Origin of the sequence: Streptomyces sp. NPDC048514, from assembly GCF_043199955.1 — a bacterium.
Lineage (GTDB): Bacteria > Actinomycetota > Actinomycetes > Streptomycetales > Streptomycetaceae > Streptomyces.
Window position 1 is genome coordinate 232581 of the sequence record NZ_JBICWT010000005.1, and the last position, 14001, is coordinate 246581.

A 14001-nucleotide genomic window follows, 5' to 3' on the forward strand; every position below is an offset into this window, starting at 1 on the left:
GCCCTGGTGCCCCTCGCTCACGTCCTGCCGCCCCTCGGTGACGATCGGTCAAGCCCGGCACATGCGCCGGGAGTTGCTTTTGCACGCCCTTGCGGAGGACGATCCTACGTTTATTGCCGGGGGGCGCATCAAGGGTCTCATGAGGACACGTGCGCGGGCGTACGGTCCCAGTCATCGGGAAGTGACGGTACCGCCCAGGCCGGATCCGGGCGCCAGCGCGGCCAGCCGTCCGAGAACGGCGGCCCCCACGCCTCGATCGCCGCCACCGCGTCCCGGCCGGCCGCCCGCACCCGCTCGGCGGTCTCGTCGTCCATCAGCCCGTCCCGCCGGGCCTGCGCGAACTCGTCCTCGTCCCGCCAGTGCCAGGTGCGGTCCGGCTGCACGGAGATGTCCAGAAAATAGTCCTCGGAGTCCACTCCGCCCGACCAACGGGTCAGCGGCCGCTCGAGGTTGACGTACCAGTTCTTGAACCGCCAGCCCGGCTCCCAGAACAGCCAGACCGACCAGGGCACGCCGGGCTGCGCGAGCTTGAGGACGCCCGTGCCGAACCACCGGTCCCGCTGGACCGTGCGCGGCTTGGTGTAGCGGGATTCCAGCGGCTCCAGGTGCACGGGCGTGCCGTCGGCCAGGACCGGCCGCACGCACTCCGTGCCGGGTGCCAGCCAGACCGCGAGCAGCTCCGCGTCGTCGCGCACGACGGTGACGGGCCGGGCGATGTGGAAGGCCTCGCCGGCGTTCTCCCGGTAGCGCCACAGGATCGGCGTGCCGGGCTTCCAGTACGTGGCAGGGCCCGCTTCCACTCGTGTCACCGCTCCGTCGTCCGTCATGCACAGATATTAGGTGCCGTAGGCATACGACGCTGCGGTGCGCGTCACGGTTGTACGGCGGTGGCCGGAAAAGGCTCGCCCGGCGTCACGGGCGGGTCATCCGCAGGACGTCCAGGGCCTCGTCGAGCTGTTCCCGGGTCAGGTCGCCGCGCTCGACGTAGCCGTTCTCCAGGACGACCTCACGGATCGTCCGGCGCTCGGCGAGAGCCTGCTTGGCGACCTTCGCGGCCTCCTCGTAGCCGATGTACTTGTTGAGCGGGGTGACCACCGAGGGGGAGGACTCGGCGTACTCGCGGGTGCGTTCGCGGTCGGCGGTGATGCCGTCGACGGTCCGGTCGGCCAGCAGCCGCGAGACGTTGGCCAGCAGCCGGACGGATTCGAGCACGTTCTTGGCGATCACCGGGAGCATCACGTTCAGCTCGAAGTTCCCCGCGGCACCGGCGGTGGCGATGGTGGCGTCGTTGCCGACGACCTGGGCCGCGACCATCAGGACGGCCTCGGGCACCACCGGGTTGACCTTCCCCGGCATGATCGAGGAGCCGGGCTGGAGATCGGGCAGCCGGATCTCGGCGAGGCCCGTGCGCGGCCCGGACGACATCCAGCGCAGATCGTTGGCGATCTTCGTCAGGCCGACCGCGATGGTGCGCAGCTGCCCGCTGGTCTCCACGATGCCGTCGCGGGCGCCCTGCGCCTCGAAGTGGTCGCGGGCCTCGGTGAGCGGCAGCCCGGTCACCCGGGCGACCTCCTCGATGACGGCGGCGGAGAACCCGGGCGGGGTGTTGATGCCGGTGCCGACCGCCGTGCCGCCGAGGGGCAGCTCCGCCAGCCGGGGCAGCGAGGCGCGCAGCCGCTCGACGCCGTAGCGCACCTGGGCCGCGTACCCGCCGAACTCCTGGCCCAGCGTCACCGGCGTCGCGTCCATCAGATGCGTCCGCCCGGACTTCACCACGTCCGCGAACTCCCCGGACTTGCGCTCCAGGGAGGCGGCGAGGTGTTCGAGGGCCGGGATCAGGTCATGGGTGACGGCGGCGGTGGCCGCGATGTGGATGGAGGACGGGAAGACGTCGTTCGACGACTGCGAGGCGTTGACGTGGTCGTTGGGATGCACGTCCCGGCCGAGCCGTTCGGTGGCGAGGGTCGCGATGACCTCGTTGGTGTTCATGTTGGACGAGGTCCCCGACCCCGTCTGGAACACGTCCACCGGGAAGTGCTCGTCCCACGTGCCCGCGGCGACCTCGCCGGCCGCCTCCTGGATCGCCTGCGCGACCTTCGCGTCCAGCACGCCCAGTTGGGCGTTCACCTTCGCCGCGGCCGCTTTGATGTGGGCCAGCGCCTCGATGTGGGCCCGCTCGATCCGCTGCCCGGAGACGGGGAAGTTCTCCACGGCCCGCTGGGTCTGCGCCCGCCACTTGGCGTGGGCCGGGACCCGGATCTCGCCCATGGAGTCGTGCTCGATCCGGTACTGCGGCTCTTCGGTCGTCATCGTCGTACCTCCGAGAGCGTGAGCGCTTGTCGCGGCATGCGTATTCCCCGTCTGACTGCCCACCAGTACACACCCCGGAGAACACGTGCTGCGGGAAGGCGTCGTGAAACGCGTCAGAGCCAGGATCGGCCGGACGGCCGTCGCCGTCGCGTCGGCCGCCACCGTGTTCGCGGCCTCCCGGCGCCCGCCGGCCACGCGGCCCCGTCCGCCGACCAGGCGGCCCCGCCCTGCCGTCCCGCTCCCGGACGGCAGGGCGCCCGGCGGCAGGGCGCCGGGCACCAGGCGCTAGGCCAGGCCCGGCCCCCGCACCGGAATCGACGTGAACGTCGGCGCGGGCGCCGGGTCCTGGAAGAAGTCGTTGCCCTTGTCGTCCACCACGATGAACGCCGGGAAGTCCTCGACCTCGATCTTCCAGACCGCCTCCATGCCCAGCTCCTCGTACTCCAGGACCTCGACCTTCTTGATGCAGTCCTGGGCGAGGCGGGCGGCGGGGCCGCCGATGGAGCCGAGGTAGAAGCCGCCGTGGGCGTCGCACGCGTCGGTGACCTGCTTGCTGCGGTTGCCCTTGGCGAGCATCACCTTCGAGCCGCCCGCCGCCTGGAACTGCTCCACGTAGGAGTCCATGCGGCCGGCCGTCGTCGGCCCGAAGGAGCCGGAGGCGTAGCCCTCGGGGGTCTTCGCCGGACCCGCGTAGTAGACCGGGTGGTCCTTCAGGTACTGCGGCATCTCCTCGCCCGCGTCCAGCCGCTCCTTGATCTTGGCGTGCGCGATGTCGCGGGCCACGACCAGCGGACCGGTCAGGGACAGCCGGGACTTGACCGGGTACTTGGTCAGCTCGGCGAGGATCGAGTCCATCGGCTGGTTCAGGTCGATCTTCACGACGTCGCCCGCCTCGTCGAGGTGGTCGTCCGTGGTCTCCGGCAGGAAGCGCGCCGGGTCGGTCTCCAGCTGCTCCAGGAAGACGCCCTCGGCGGTGATCTTGGCGACGGCCTGGCGGTCGGCCGAGCAGGAGACGGCGATGGCGACCGGGCAGGAGGCGCCGTGCCGCGGGAGGCGGATCACCCGGACGTCGTGGCAGAAGTACTTGCCGCCGAACTGCGCGCCGATGCCGATCTTCTGCGTCAGCTCGAAGACCTTCTCCTCCAGCTCCTTGTCACGGAAGCCGTGGCCGAGCGGCGAACCCTCGGCGGGCGCGTTGTCCAGGTAGTGCGCGGAGGCGTACTTGGCGGTCTTCAGCGCGTACTCGGCCGAGGTGCCGCCGACCACGATCGCCAGGTGGTACGGCGGGCAGGCGGCCGTACCCAGCGAACGGATCTTCTGCTCCAGGAACTTCATCATGGAGGCCTCGTTCAGGACGGCCTTCGTCTCCTGGTACAGGAACGACTTGTTGGCCGATCCGCCGCCCTTGGCCATGAAGAGGAACTTGTAGGCGCCGCCGTCGGTCGCGTACAGCTCGATCTGGGCCGGCAGGTTGGAGCCGGTGTTCTTCTCCTCCCACATGGTGAGCGGAGCCATCTGCGAGTAGCGCAGGTTCAGCTTGGTGTAGGCGTCGTAGATGCCGTGCGAGAGGTGCTTCTCGTCCGCGCCCTCGGTGAGCACGTTCTGTCCGCGCTTGCCCATCACGATCGCCGTGCCGGTGTCCTGGCACATCGGCAGCACGCCGGCCGCCGCGATGTTCGCGTTCTTCAGCAGGTCGAGCGCGACGAACTTGTCGTTGCCCGACGCCTCGGGGTCGTCGATGATGCGGCGCAGCTGGGCGAGGTGGGCCGGGCGCAGGTAGTGCTGGATGTCGTGGACGGCCTCCTCGGCCAGCTTGCGCAGCGCCTCCGGCTCCACCTTGAGGAACGTCCGCCCGTCCGGTCCCTCGACGGTGGAGACGCCCTCGGACGTCACCAGCCGGTAGGGGGTGGTGTCCTCTCCCTGGGGGAGCAGATCGGTGTACGCGAACTCAGGCATCGCAGCCCATTCCTCACTCTACGGACGGCTGCCCGCCGACGCTGGCGGGCCCGTCCAGCGTAGAACCTGCCGTCGGCACGGATCCTGTGAGGTAGGGCTCAGTTCGACACGCCCGGGGTTGTCCACACCCCTAGTCGCGATCTATCGCGTTTCGGTACGCTGCCGCCGTGGACCTTCAGAAGCCCGCCCCGATCCAGGACGCCGGACCGCGCGTCTCCGAACTGCGCGCCTCGGACGCCGACCGCGACCGAATCGCCGACATCCTCCGCGAGGCCCTCGCCGAGGGCCGGCTGACCGCCGACGAGCACGCCGAGCGCGTCGACGGGGTGCTCCAGGCCAAGACGGTGGGCGAGCTGGAGGTCTTCATCCGGGACCTGCCCGCCGCCCACCAGGAGCCGGTCGGCCCCGCCGGTGCGCCCGCGCCGCCCCGCCCGGCACCCGGCGCGATCCCGGCCGAGGCCGACGCCAGCGTCGTGGCCGTGTTCAGCAGCGCCATGCGCCGGGGCCGCTGGCGAGCGGGGCGCCGGCTGCACGCGTACGCGGTCTTCGGCTCGGTGGAGATCGACCTGAGCGAGGCGATCTTCGAGTACCAACAGGTCGTGATCAAGGCCGTCTCGGTGTTCGGCGACGTCCAGATCCGGGTCCCGGAGAACGTCTCGCTGCGCGGCACCGGCGGCGGAGTGCTGGGCAACTTCGAGGTGAGCCCGCTGGACTCGGCCGCGCCGGACGCCCCCGTCGTCTACGTCGACGGATGGGCCGTCCTGGGCAACGTGGAGGCGCGTCCCAGGCGCGGCAAGCTCGTGGCGGACATCCTGGAGCGCGTCCAGGACAAGGTGGACCGGAAGCTGCGCAAACACCTGGACCGTTGACGGCCGCGAAGCCTGCGGCCGCCGGAGGGGTCCGGTCCGCGCGCGGTACCGGCGCGGGGGCGCGAACGCGCCGCCGTGCGCCCGCCCCCGGGAACGCTGTGCATAGGCGCGCGCACAGCGGGTAGGCCTTGCTGCATCGTCTCTCGCTCGCGAAGCCGTCGTCAGGAGTAGACCGTGCTGCAACCGCCGCATTCGTCCCTGCAGGTCGCCGCCGTTCCGGCCCAGCGGGTGTCAGCGCGCGACAGGGACCAAGACGCTCCCTGGCACACCGAGGCGGTGTGCCGGCGCGACGAGGCAGGCCTGTTCTTCGCACCCTCGAAGGAACCGACCGCCGCGCGGCTGTCCCGCGAGGAGGCGGCCAAGCGTGTGTGCGCCCGCTGCCCCGTCATGGTCGAGTGCCGCGAACACGCCCTCCTCCAGCCCGAGCCCTACGGGGTCTGGGGCGGCCTCACGGCGGCCGAACGCCGGGTCGTCCTGGCGAGGCGCCGCCGCCGGGAGATGGAGCTGAAGAAGGCGGCGAGGGTGACGGCCGCCAACCGCATAGCCGGCTGACCGGACGACACGTGCCGGTCGAGCGTGGGCCCCTGCCCGTCGACCGTGGGGCCCTGCCGGTCGAGCGTGGGCCCCTGACCGTCGACCGTGGGCCCCTGACCGTCGACCGTGGGGCCCTGCCGGTCGAGCGTGGGCCCCTGACCGTCGAGCGTGGGCCCCTGACCGTCGACCGTGGGCCCCTGACCGTCGACCGTGGGGCCCTGCCGGTCGAGCGTGGGCCCCTGCCGGCCGGGGCGTGGGCTCTGTCCGCCGGCCGCGGGGCCCCGCGGCCGGGCGTTACTTGGCCCGGTCGAAGTCGACCGCGCTGTAGGCCCGCAGCTTGCGCAGCCGGTGCTCGGAGTCGATCCGGCGTACCGTCCCCGACTTCGACCGCATCACGATGGACTCGGTCAGCGCGGTGTCCGAGCGGTAGCGCACACCGCGCAGCAGCTCGCCGTCGGTGATGCCGGTCGCCACGAAGAAGACGTTCTCCCCGGACACCAGGTCGTCCGTGGTGAGGACCCGGTCCAGGTCGTGCCCGGCGTCGATCGCCCGCTGCCGCTCCTCGTCGTCCTTGGGCCACAGCTTGCCCTGGATCGTGCCGCCGAGGCACTTCACGGCGCAGGCCGAGATGATGCCCTCCGGGGTGCCTCCGACGCCGAGCAGCAGGTCGACGCCGGTGCCCTCGCGCAGCGCGTACACCGAGCCGGCGACGTCGCCGTCGGAGATCAGCTTGATGCGCGCGCCCGCCTCCCGGACCTGACGGATCAGGTTCTCGTGCCGCGGGCGGTCCAGGATGACGACGGTGACGTCCTCCGGGGTGGCCCGCTTGGCCTTGGCGATCCGGCGGATGTTCACCTCCACCGGCGCGTTGATGTCGACGAAGTCCGCCGCCTCGGGGCCGGTGACCAGCTTGTCCATGTAGAACACGGCGGACGGGTCGAACATGCCGCCGCGCTCGGCGGCGGCGAGGACGGCGATCGCGTTCGGCATGCCCTTGGCCGTCAGCGTGGTGCCGTCGATCGGGTCGACGGCGATGTCGACCTCGGGGCCGGTGCCGTCACCCACGTGCTCCCCGTTGAAGAGCATCGGGGCCTCGTCCTTCTCGCCCTCTCCGATGACGACGACGCCGTTCATCGAAACGGTGGAGACGAGGGTCCGCATGGCGCGCACCGCGGCGCCGTCGGCGCCGTTCTTGTCGCCGCGCCCCACCCAGCGGCCCGCTGCCATCGCGGCGGCTTCGGTAACCCGGACGAGTTCCAGGGCGAGGTTGCGATCGGGAGCCTCGGAGGGAACATCGAGTTCGGACGGCAGGTGATGATTTTCGGTCATCGGAGCGCACCTTTCTGATACGACGACGGCCGGATGAGGGTCTTGCTCACTGACTCTATCGTTAGGCAGACAAAATGAGCAGGGGACCCCACGGATGAGCGCCCGGGGTACCTGCGACGATAGGCACGTGGCAGCTTCGAACGGCAGACAGAAGACGGCCCGGGACATGATCCTCTCCCTGGCCCTCATCGGGATCGCGGCATTGGTCGTCTACTTCCTCGCCATCCCGCACGACGATGACGCTCCCGACCTCAAGCGGGTCGACTACCGGGTCGAGCTGCTCACGGCCCGGCGTGCGGTGAGCTACCCGGTGGCCGCCCCCGAGGGCCTGCCGAGCACCTGGAAGGCGACCTCCGTTCGCTTCCAGGGTGAGAACTCCGACCGCTGGCACCTGGGCTTCCAGACCCCGGACGGTCAGTACGTGCAGGTCGAGCAGTCCACGCAGAAGCCCGCCGACTTCATAGACGAGGCCGGCCAGGGCGCGTCGGCGACGAAGCGCACCGACCGGATCGGCGACCGGACCTGGACCCGCTACACCGGCGGCCGCTACGACGCCCTCGTCCTGCAGGACACGCCCGGCTCCACGACGGTGGTGGCCGGCACGGCGTCCTTCACCGAGCTGAAGAAGATGGCGGCGGCGCTGAAGATGCGGTGAGCGCCGCGCGGCACTGCGTGCCCGTGCATGACGAAGGCCCCCGGTGTACCGGGGGCCTTCGTCATGCAGGGTGCGGTGGCTCAGACGGTGGTGACGACGTCCTCGAACGTCAGCCGCGGCGAGCGCGGGAACCACGCGTCCGGGCCCGGCTTGCCGATGTTGACGATCATCAGCGGGGTGTGGTCGTCGTCCAGGAACTCCTTGCGGACGCCCTCGAAGTCGAAGCCGGTCATAGGGCCGGCGGCCAGGCCCGCGGCGCGGACGCCGATGATGAAGTACGCGGCCTGAAGGGCGGTGTTCAGCGCGGCGGCGTTCTCGCGGACCGGGCGCTCACCGAAGAACACGTCCTTGGCCTGCGGGAAGTGCGGGAACAGGGCCGGCAGTTCCTCGTGGAACTCGTTGTCCGCGGAGAGGATCGCGACCAGCGGCGCGGCGGCGGTCTTGGCCTGGTTGCCCTCGGCCAGGTGCTGCACCAGGCGCTCGCGGGCCTCGGCCGAGCGGACCAGGGTGATGCGCAGCGGGGACTGGTTGAAGGCGGTCGGGCCGTACTTGACCAGGTCGTAGATCGCCTGGACCTGCTCATCGGTCACCGGCTCGTCGGTGAAGGTGTTCGCGGTGCGGGCCTCGCGGAACAGCAGGTCCTGGGCGGCGGGGTCAAGAACGAGAGACATGCGTGACTTCCTAGCGGTGCGCGTCCGGTCCGGGGTGCGGGTCCGGCTTACGGGTACGAGCCTACGCGAAGGGAAGTTCAACCTTCAACAAAAAGCGGGGTGTGGTGATCCGCTTCACAGCCCCGGCCGGCGGCGCTACTCGGTGTCCTCGTCCCCGGTCTCCTCGGCCAGCGCCGCGTCCAGCCGGGCCCGCGCCCCCTCCAGCCAGCGCCGGCACAGCTTGGCCAGCTCCTCGCCGCGCTCCCACAGGGCGAGGGACTCCTCCAGCGTCGTACCGCCCGCCTCCAGGCGCCGTACGACCTCGATCAACTCGTCCCGCGCCTGCTCGTACGAGAGCGCCTCGTCCACCGTGCCGGTCATTCGCCCACCTTGATCGTTTCGCACACGTCGGTCATTCGCCCGCCCTTGGTCATTCGCTCGCCCGGCCGTTCGGCCGCCTTGGTGATTCGCCTGCCACGGTCATTCGTCCACCGTCACGGTCATTCGTCCACCGTCACCGAGAACTCGCCGTCGGCCACCCGGGCCCGCAGCGCCTCGCCCCGCCCGACCTCGTCCGGGTCGCGCACCACATGCCCGTCGCTGCGCTGCAGCACCGCGTAGCCACGCTTGAGGGTGGCCGCGGGGGAGAGGGCCACCACGCGTGCGTGGGTGTGCGTCAGCTCCGAGTCGGCACGGTCCAGCAGATGCCCGAGGGTCCGCCGGCTCCGCTCGACCAGGGACGCCGTGTGATCGGCCCGTTCGTCGAGCATCCGGTGCGGGTCCTCCATCGAGGGCCGGGCCAGCGCGTGCGCGAGGCCGCGCTCCTCGCGCTCCAGGAACGCGTTCATACAGCGCCGGGCGCGGTCCCGCAGCATCCGCACCCGCTCGAACTCCTCGCCCACGTCCGGTACGACCTTCTTCGCCGCGTCGGTCGGGGTGGACGCGCGCAGGTCGGCGACCAGGTCCAGGAGCGGGTTGTCCGGCTCGTGCCCGATGGCGGACACGACGGGCGTACGGCACCGCGCCACCGCCCGTACGAGCTGCTCGTCGGAGAAGGGCAGCAGGTCCTCCACGCTGCCGCCGCCGCGCGCGACGACGATGACGTCCACGTCGTCGATCTCGTCCAGCTCCTTCACCGCCTGCACGACCTGCGGGACGGCGTGCACGCCCTGTACGGGGACGTTGCGTACCTCGAAGCGGACGGCGGGCCAGCGGTGCCGGGCGTTCTCCAGCACGTCCCGCTCCGCGGCGGAGGCCCGCCCGCACACCAGACCGATCAGCTGCGGCAGGAACGGCAGCGGCTTCTTTCGCTCCGGCGCGAACAGCCCCTCGGCCGCCAGCGCCTTCTTCAGCCGCTCCAGCCGGGCCAGCAGTTCGCCGACGCCGACCGGCCTGATCTCGGCGGCTCTGAGCGACAGCTGGCCACGCGGGGCGTACCACTCGGGCTTCGCCAGGACGACCACGCGGGCGCCCTCGCCGACGACGTCCGCGACGGCGTCGAAGACCTGCCGGTAGCAGGTCACGCCGACGGAGATGTCGTGCGACGGATCTCGCAGGGTCAGGAACACGACCCCCGCGCCGGGGCGCCGCGACAGCTGCGTGATCTGTCCCTCGACCCAGACCGTCCCGAGCCGGTCGATCCAGCCTCCGATCAGCCGGGACACCTCGCCGACGGGGAGCGGCGAATCCGGGGACGTGTTGGCAGCCATGCGCCCGAGCGTAACGGCCGGTACCGACAGTGGGTGCGCGCCCGGTCTTCGCGGTCGGCGCCGTCCACCGGCCGCCGCTCCGTCTCGGCCGGCCGCGCCGGTCCCCGCGCCCCTCGGGGCGACCGGACGCATTCCGGCTGCGGGTTTCGTGGGTGGCCGGTCGCGCGGTTCCCAGTGCCCCGGGTGTGGCGCCGTCGGTGGACGCCGGTACGGACCCGCTTGCCCGCGCCCGCGCCCGCGCCCGCGGACTGCCACGCCACCGGCCCGGCCTCCCGCGGCTCCGGCGCCTCGACGGCCGACGGCTCTGCACCCCCGACGGCTCTGCACCTCCGGCGGCTCCGCACCCCCGACGGCTCCGCACCCCCGGCGGCTCCGCACCTCCGGCGGCTCTGCACACTCGGCGGCACGGGGCACCGCGCGGCCGGCCACGACACACCCGCGGCCGGCGAGCGGCCCGCGGCCACGGGCGGCCCGCGGCCACGGGCGGTGCGGTCACCCGGGTGTCTCGCCCCGGCCTCGCTGGGCCACGAGGATCAGCGCGCCGATCGCCAGCCACGCCGCTCCCACCACCTGTGCGGCCCCGGACGCCTCCACGATCACGGCGATCATGGTCGCCGCGCCCGTCGCAGGCACCAGCAGATGCCGCCACCAGCTCACCGGCCCCCCGGCGCGGCGCACCGCGAAATACCCCACCACGCTCGCGTGCAGCAGTGTGAACGCCGTCAGCGCGCCGATGTCGACCACCGAGACGAGCTTGTCGAGGCCGTCGTCGCGCCGCGCCGCCCAGCCCGCCGCGAACAGGGTGATCACCGCCGCGCACAGCAGGGCGACCCGCGGCACCCCGGCGTCCGTCCGGGACAGGGCACGGGGCAGCCGCCGGTCCCGGCCCATCGCGAACAGCAGCCGCCCGGCCGCCGCCTGCCCCGCCAGCGCCGCGAACGCCGCCCCGACCGCCTTGCTCGCGGCCACCAGATCGTGCAGCCAGGTGCCGACGGACACGTCCACGGCGTCGTAGAAGGCCGAACCCTGCCTGCCGGGATCGCGGGCCAGCCGCGCGGACGTCGTCGGTTCCAGCAGCGCCACCAGATACGTCTGCGCCACGAACAGCACCCCGGCCAGCGTCAGGCAGAACAGCAGCGCCCGGGCCACCTTCGCCGAGCCCCCGGTGACCTCCTCGGCGAACGTCGCGATCGCGTCGAAGCCCAGGTACGACAGCACCGCCACCGACACCGCGCCGATCACCGCGGACAGCGCGAAGGTGCCCTGCGTGCCGTCACCCGACAGCGGCGACAGCCACCCCCGCTCCGCCCCGTCCCGCACCAGCACCACGACCGCGGACACCACGAACACCAGCAGGACGACGATCTCCAGCGCCAGCACCAGGAACCCCACGCGCGCGGCGGCCCGTACGCCCCACAGGTTCAGCAGGGTCGTCAGGACGACGGCCAGTGCCGTCCACACCCAGCGGGACACCTCAGGGACCAGCGCGTTCATCGCGATCCCGGAGAAGAGGTACGCCACCGCCGGAATCAGCACGTAGTCGAGCATCGCCATCCAGCCCGCGACGAACCCGGCCGCCGGACCGAGCCCCGCGCGCGCGTAGGCGAACACCGACCCCGCCCGCGGTACGACCCGCACCATCTGCGCGTAACTGAACGCGGTGAATCCCATCGCGACCGTCGCCACCAGGTACACCAGAGCCACCGCGCCGTGCGACGTGGCGTCCAGCGTGCCGAAGACCCCGACCGGCGCCATCGGGGCGATGAAGAGCAGCCCGTAGACCACGAGGTCGCGGAAGCCGAGACTGCGCCGCAGCCGGTGCCGCGCGTCGACCGCGGAGGCTGTGGTTCCGGTGTCGGCCATGGGAACCAGTCTTCCCCGGGGGGCAGCGGGCACGCGATCTCTGCGCCGCCGAACGCGGCCTTACGATGGGACGCATGACCGCTTCGCCTGGCCGCCGTGTCCTGCTCGCCGCACCCCGAGGCTACTGCGCGGGTGTGGACCGCGCCGTGATCGCCGTCGAGAAGGCCCTCGAACAGTACGGGGCGCCGATCTACGTCCGCCACGAGATCGTCCACAACAAGTACGTCGTACAGACCCTGGAGAAGAAGGGCGCCGTCTTCGTGGAGCGGACGGAGGAGGTGCCGCCGGGCAACATCGTCATGTTCTCGGCCCACGGCGTCGCCCCCGTCGTGCACGAGGAGGCCGAGCGGGGCCGGCTCGCCACCATCGACGCCACCTGCCCCCTGGTGACCAAGGTCCACAAGGAAGCCGTCCGCTACGCCAAGGACGACTACGACATCCTCCTGATCGGTCACGAGGGCCACGAGGAGGTCATCGGCACCTCCGGCGAGGCCCCCGAGCACATCCAGCTCGTCGACGGCCCCGAGGACGTCGCCAAGGTCGAGGTCCGCGACCCCTCGAAGGTCGTGTGGCTGTCCCAGACCACCCTCTCGGTCGACGAGACGATGGAGACCGTCGACGCCCTGAAGACGAAGTTCCCGGGGCTCGTCTCCCCGCCCAGCGACGACATCTGCTACGCCACGCAGAACCGCCAGCTGGCCGTGAAGCAGATGGGCGCCGAGGCCGAGCTGGTCATCGTGGTCGGCTCGCGCAACTCCTCCAACTCCAAGCGGCTGGTCGAGGTCGCCAAGCTCGCCGGTTCCCGCGAGGCGTACCTGGTGGACTTCGCCGACGAGATCGACGAGGCCTGGCTGGCGGGCGTCACCACGGTCGGCGTCACCTCCGGCGCCTCCGTGCCCGAGGTGCTGGTCGAGCAGGTCCTGGAGTGGCTCGCCGAGCGCGGCTACGGGGACGTGGAGCTGGTCAGGGCGGCCGAGGAGTCCATCGTCTTCTCGCTGCCCAAGGAACTCCGCCGTGACCTGCGCGAAGAGGCGGCCACCCTGGCCGTCGAGCGCGGTGGTTCGGGGGCCTCGGACGCCGCGGCACGCTGACGGGCGGCCAGGCGTACGGCCACTCGCCGTAGTGACTGTCAGTGCGCCGTCGTAACGTGGTGGCATGCAGATCTTCGGCGTGGACATCGGCGGATCCGGGATCAAGGGCGCCCCTGTGGACCTGGACAGGGGCGACCTGGCCCAGGAGCGCTGCAAGGTGCTCACCCCGCATCCGGCGACGCCCGACGGCGTGGCCGAGGGGGTCAAGCAGGTGATCGACCACTTCGGATGGACCGGCCCGGTCGGGCTGACCTTCCCCGGAGTCGTCACCGGTGGCGCCATGGTCCGTACGGCGGCGAACGTCGACAAGAGCTGGATCGACACGGACGCCCGCGCGCTGTTCGGCGGGACGCTCGGCGGGCTCCCGGTGACCGTGGTCAACGACGCGGACGCGGCGGGCCTCGCGGAGATGCGGTTCGGCGCCGGACAGGGCAGACGCGGCACGGTCGTCCTGCTCACCTTCGGTACCGGCATCGGCAGCGCCGTCTTCGTGGACGGCGTCCTCGTGCCGAACACCGAGCTGGGCCACCTGGAGCTGCACGGCCACGACGCGGAGAAGCGTGCCTCCAGCAAGGCCAAGGACGACCACGAGCTGAGCTGGGAGCAGTGGGCCCACCGGGTCCAGAAGTACCTGGCCCATGTCGAGATGCTCTTCTCGCCCGAGCTGTTCGTGATCGGCGGCGGGGTCAGTCGCAAGTCCGGGAAGTTCCTGCGCTTCATCGACGGCATCAGGGCCGAGATCGTGCCCGCCCAGCTGCAGAACAACGCGGGGATCGTGGGAGCGGCGATGAGAGCCGCGCAGGAGGACTAGCGACCCGCCGCCGGCACCCCGGCCCACAGGCTCGGCCCCGCCGTCGCCGTCGCCGCCCCGGCCCATAGGCTCGGCCCCACCGTCACCGCCGGCGCCCCGGCCCACGGGCTCGGCTCTGCCGTCGCCGCCGGCACCCCACAGGCTCGGCCCCGCCGTCGCCGCCGGCACCCCATAGGCTCGGCCCCACCGTCACCGCCGGCACCCCACAGGCTCGGCCCCGCCGT

Annotated in this window: 13 protein-coding genes; 5 read left to right on the forward strand and 8 right to left on the reverse strand. The window is 71.8% G+C overall.

Annotation, left to right across the window (positions count from 1 at the left end; translation table 11 throughout):
• Positions 1-137: 137 nt before the first annotated feature.
• From ACGFT2_RS12780 to ACGFT2_RS12790, 3 genes are all read right to left on the reverse strand, one after another.
• The gene (locus tag ACGFT2_RS12780) at positions 138-827 is read right to left on the reverse strand and encodes a DUF402 domain-containing protein (protein ID WP_393276866.1); all 690 of its coding nucleotides are present in this window, start codon (positions 825-827) and stop codon (positions 138-140) included.
• 85 nt (positions 828-912) lie between these two features.
• Positions 913-2310 (reverse strand): class II fumarate hydratase, encoded by a 1398-nt coding sequence (locus tag ACGFT2_RS12785; protein WP_393276869.1) that lies wholly within the window; start codon positions 2308-2310, stop codon positions 913-915.
• A gap of 285 nt (positions 2311-2595) precedes the next feature.
• Positions 2596-4266: a fumarate hydratase gene (locus tag ACGFT2_RS12790; RefSeq protein WP_393276872.1), complete on the reverse strand. Its 1671-nt coding sequence runs from the start codon at positions 4264-4266 to the stop codon at positions 2596-2598.
• Between the two features lie 167 nt (positions 4267-4433).
• Between ACGFT2_RS12790 and ACGFT2_RS12795 the strand changes: the two genes are divergently transcribed.
• Positions 4434-5135, forward strand: a complete 702-nt coding sequence (locus ACGFT2_RS12795) for a DUF1707 domain-containing protein (RefSeq protein WP_393276875.1) — start codon at positions 4434-4436, stop codon at positions 5133-5135.
• 174 nt (positions 5136-5309) lie between these two features.
• Positions 5310-5687, forward strand: a complete 378-nt coding sequence (locus ACGFT2_RS12800; protein WP_393276878.1) for a WhiB family transcriptional regulator — start codon at positions 5310-5312, stop codon at positions 5685-5687.
• Positions 5688-5963: 276 nt separating this feature from the next.
• On the opposite strand, the gene glpX is transcribed toward ACGFT2_RS12800, so the two are convergent.
• A complete protein-coding gene (gene glpX / locus ACGFT2_RS12805; RefSeq protein ID WP_393276881.1) occupies positions 5964-6998 on the reverse strand; it encodes a class II fructose-bisphosphatase in 1035 nt (344 codons plus the stop codon).
• Between the two features lie 127 nt (positions 6999-7125).
• Between glpX and ACGFT2_RS12810 the strand changes: the two genes are divergently transcribed.
• The gene (locus ACGFT2_RS12810) at positions 7126-7653 is read left to right on the forward strand and encodes a DUF4245 domain-containing protein (RefSeq protein ID WP_393276884.1); all 528 of its coding nucleotides are present in this window, start codon (positions 7126-7128) and stop codon (positions 7651-7653) included.
• Positions 7654-7733: 80 nt separating this feature from the next.
• On the opposite strand, the gene ACGFT2_RS12815 is transcribed toward ACGFT2_RS12810, so the two are convergent.
• From ACGFT2_RS12815 to ACGFT2_RS12830, 4 genes are all read right to left on the reverse strand, one after another.
• Positions 7734-8324 carry a malonic semialdehyde reductase gene (locus tag ACGFT2_RS12815; RefSeq protein ID WP_393276887.1) on the reverse strand — a complete coding sequence of 197 codons (591 nt, stop codon included), beginning with the start codon at positions 8322-8324 and terminating at the stop codon, positions 7734-7736.
• A gap of 135 nt (positions 8325-8459) precedes the next feature.
• A complete protein-coding gene (locus ACGFT2_RS12820; RefSeq protein WP_393276890.1) occupies positions 8460-8684 on the reverse strand; it encodes an exodeoxyribonuclease VII small subunit in 225 nt (74 codons plus the stop codon).
• Positions 8685-8803: 119 nt separating this feature from the next.
• Positions 8804-10012, reverse strand: a complete 1209-nt coding sequence (xseA, locus tag ACGFT2_RS12825) for an exodeoxyribonuclease VII large subunit (RefSeq protein WP_393276893.1) — start codon at positions 10010-10012, stop codon at positions 8804-8806.
• A 492-nt stretch (positions 10013-10504) separates the two neighbouring features.
• Positions 10505-11875 (reverse strand): APC family permease, encoded by a 1371-nt coding sequence (locus tag ACGFT2_RS12830; protein ID WP_393276896.1) that lies wholly within the window; start codon positions 11873-11875, stop codon positions 10505-10507.
• 65 nt (positions 11876-11940) lie between these two features.
• Between ACGFT2_RS12830 and ACGFT2_RS12835 the strand changes: the two genes are divergently transcribed.
• Positions 11941-12966: a 4-hydroxy-3-methylbut-2-enyl diphosphate reductase gene (locus ACGFT2_RS12835; RefSeq protein ID WP_393276898.1), complete on the forward strand. Its 1026-nt coding sequence runs from the start codon at positions 11941-11943 to the stop codon at positions 12964-12966.
• A gap of 64 nt (positions 12967-13030) precedes the next feature.
• Positions 13031-13777: a polyphosphate--glucose phosphotransferase gene (gene ppgK, locus ACGFT2_RS12840; protein ID WP_393276901.1), complete on the forward strand. Its 747-nt coding sequence runs from the start codon at positions 13031-13033 to the stop codon at positions 13775-13777.
• The last annotated feature ends 224 nt before the right edge of the window (positions 13778-14001 follow it).

What these genes read in the sequence shown, in the direction of transcription:
- ppgK (WP_393276901.1), top strand. Translation starts at nt 13,031, where the DNA reads ATGCAGATCTTCGGCGTGGACATCGGCGGATCCGGGATCAAGGGCGCC.
- ACGFT2_RS12835 (WP_393276898.1), top strand. Translation starts at nt 11,941, where the DNA reads ATGGGACGCATGACCGCTTCGCCTGGCCGCCGTGTCCTGCTCGCCGCA.
- xseA (WP_393276893.1), bottom strand. Translation starts at nt 10,012, where the DNA reads ATGGCTGCCAACACGTCCCCGGATTCGCCGCTCCCCGTCGGCGAGGTG.
- glpX (WP_393276881.1), bottom strand. Translation starts at nt 6,998, where the DNA reads ATGACCGAAAATCATCACCTGCCGTCCGAACTCGATGTTCCCTCCGAG.
- ACGFT2_RS12815 (WP_393276887.1), bottom strand. Translation starts at nt 8,324, where the DNA reads ATGTCTCTCGTTCTTGACCCCGCCGCCCAGGACCTGCTGTTCCGCGAG.
- ACGFT2_RS12780 (WP_393276866.1), bottom strand. Translation starts at nt 827, where the DNA reads ATGACGGACGACGGAGCGGTGACACGAGTGGAAGCGGGCCCTGCCACG.
- ACGFT2_RS12820 (WP_393276890.1), bottom strand. Translation starts at nt 8,684, where the DNA reads ATGACCGGCACGGTGGACGAGGCGCTCTCGTACGAGCAGGCGCGGGAC.
- ACGFT2_RS12790 (WP_393276872.1), bottom strand. Translation starts at nt 4,266, where the DNA reads ATGCCTGAGTTCGCGTACACCGATCTGCTCCCCCAGGGAGAGGACACC.
- ACGFT2_RS12830 (WP_393276896.1), bottom strand. Translation starts at nt 11,875, where the DNA reads ATGGCCGACACCGGAACCACAGCCTCCGCGGTCGACGCGCGGCACCGG.
- ACGFT2_RS12785 (WP_393276869.1), bottom strand. Translation starts at nt 2,310, where the DNA reads ATGACGACCGAAGAGCCGCAGTACCGGATCGAGCACGACTCCATGGGC.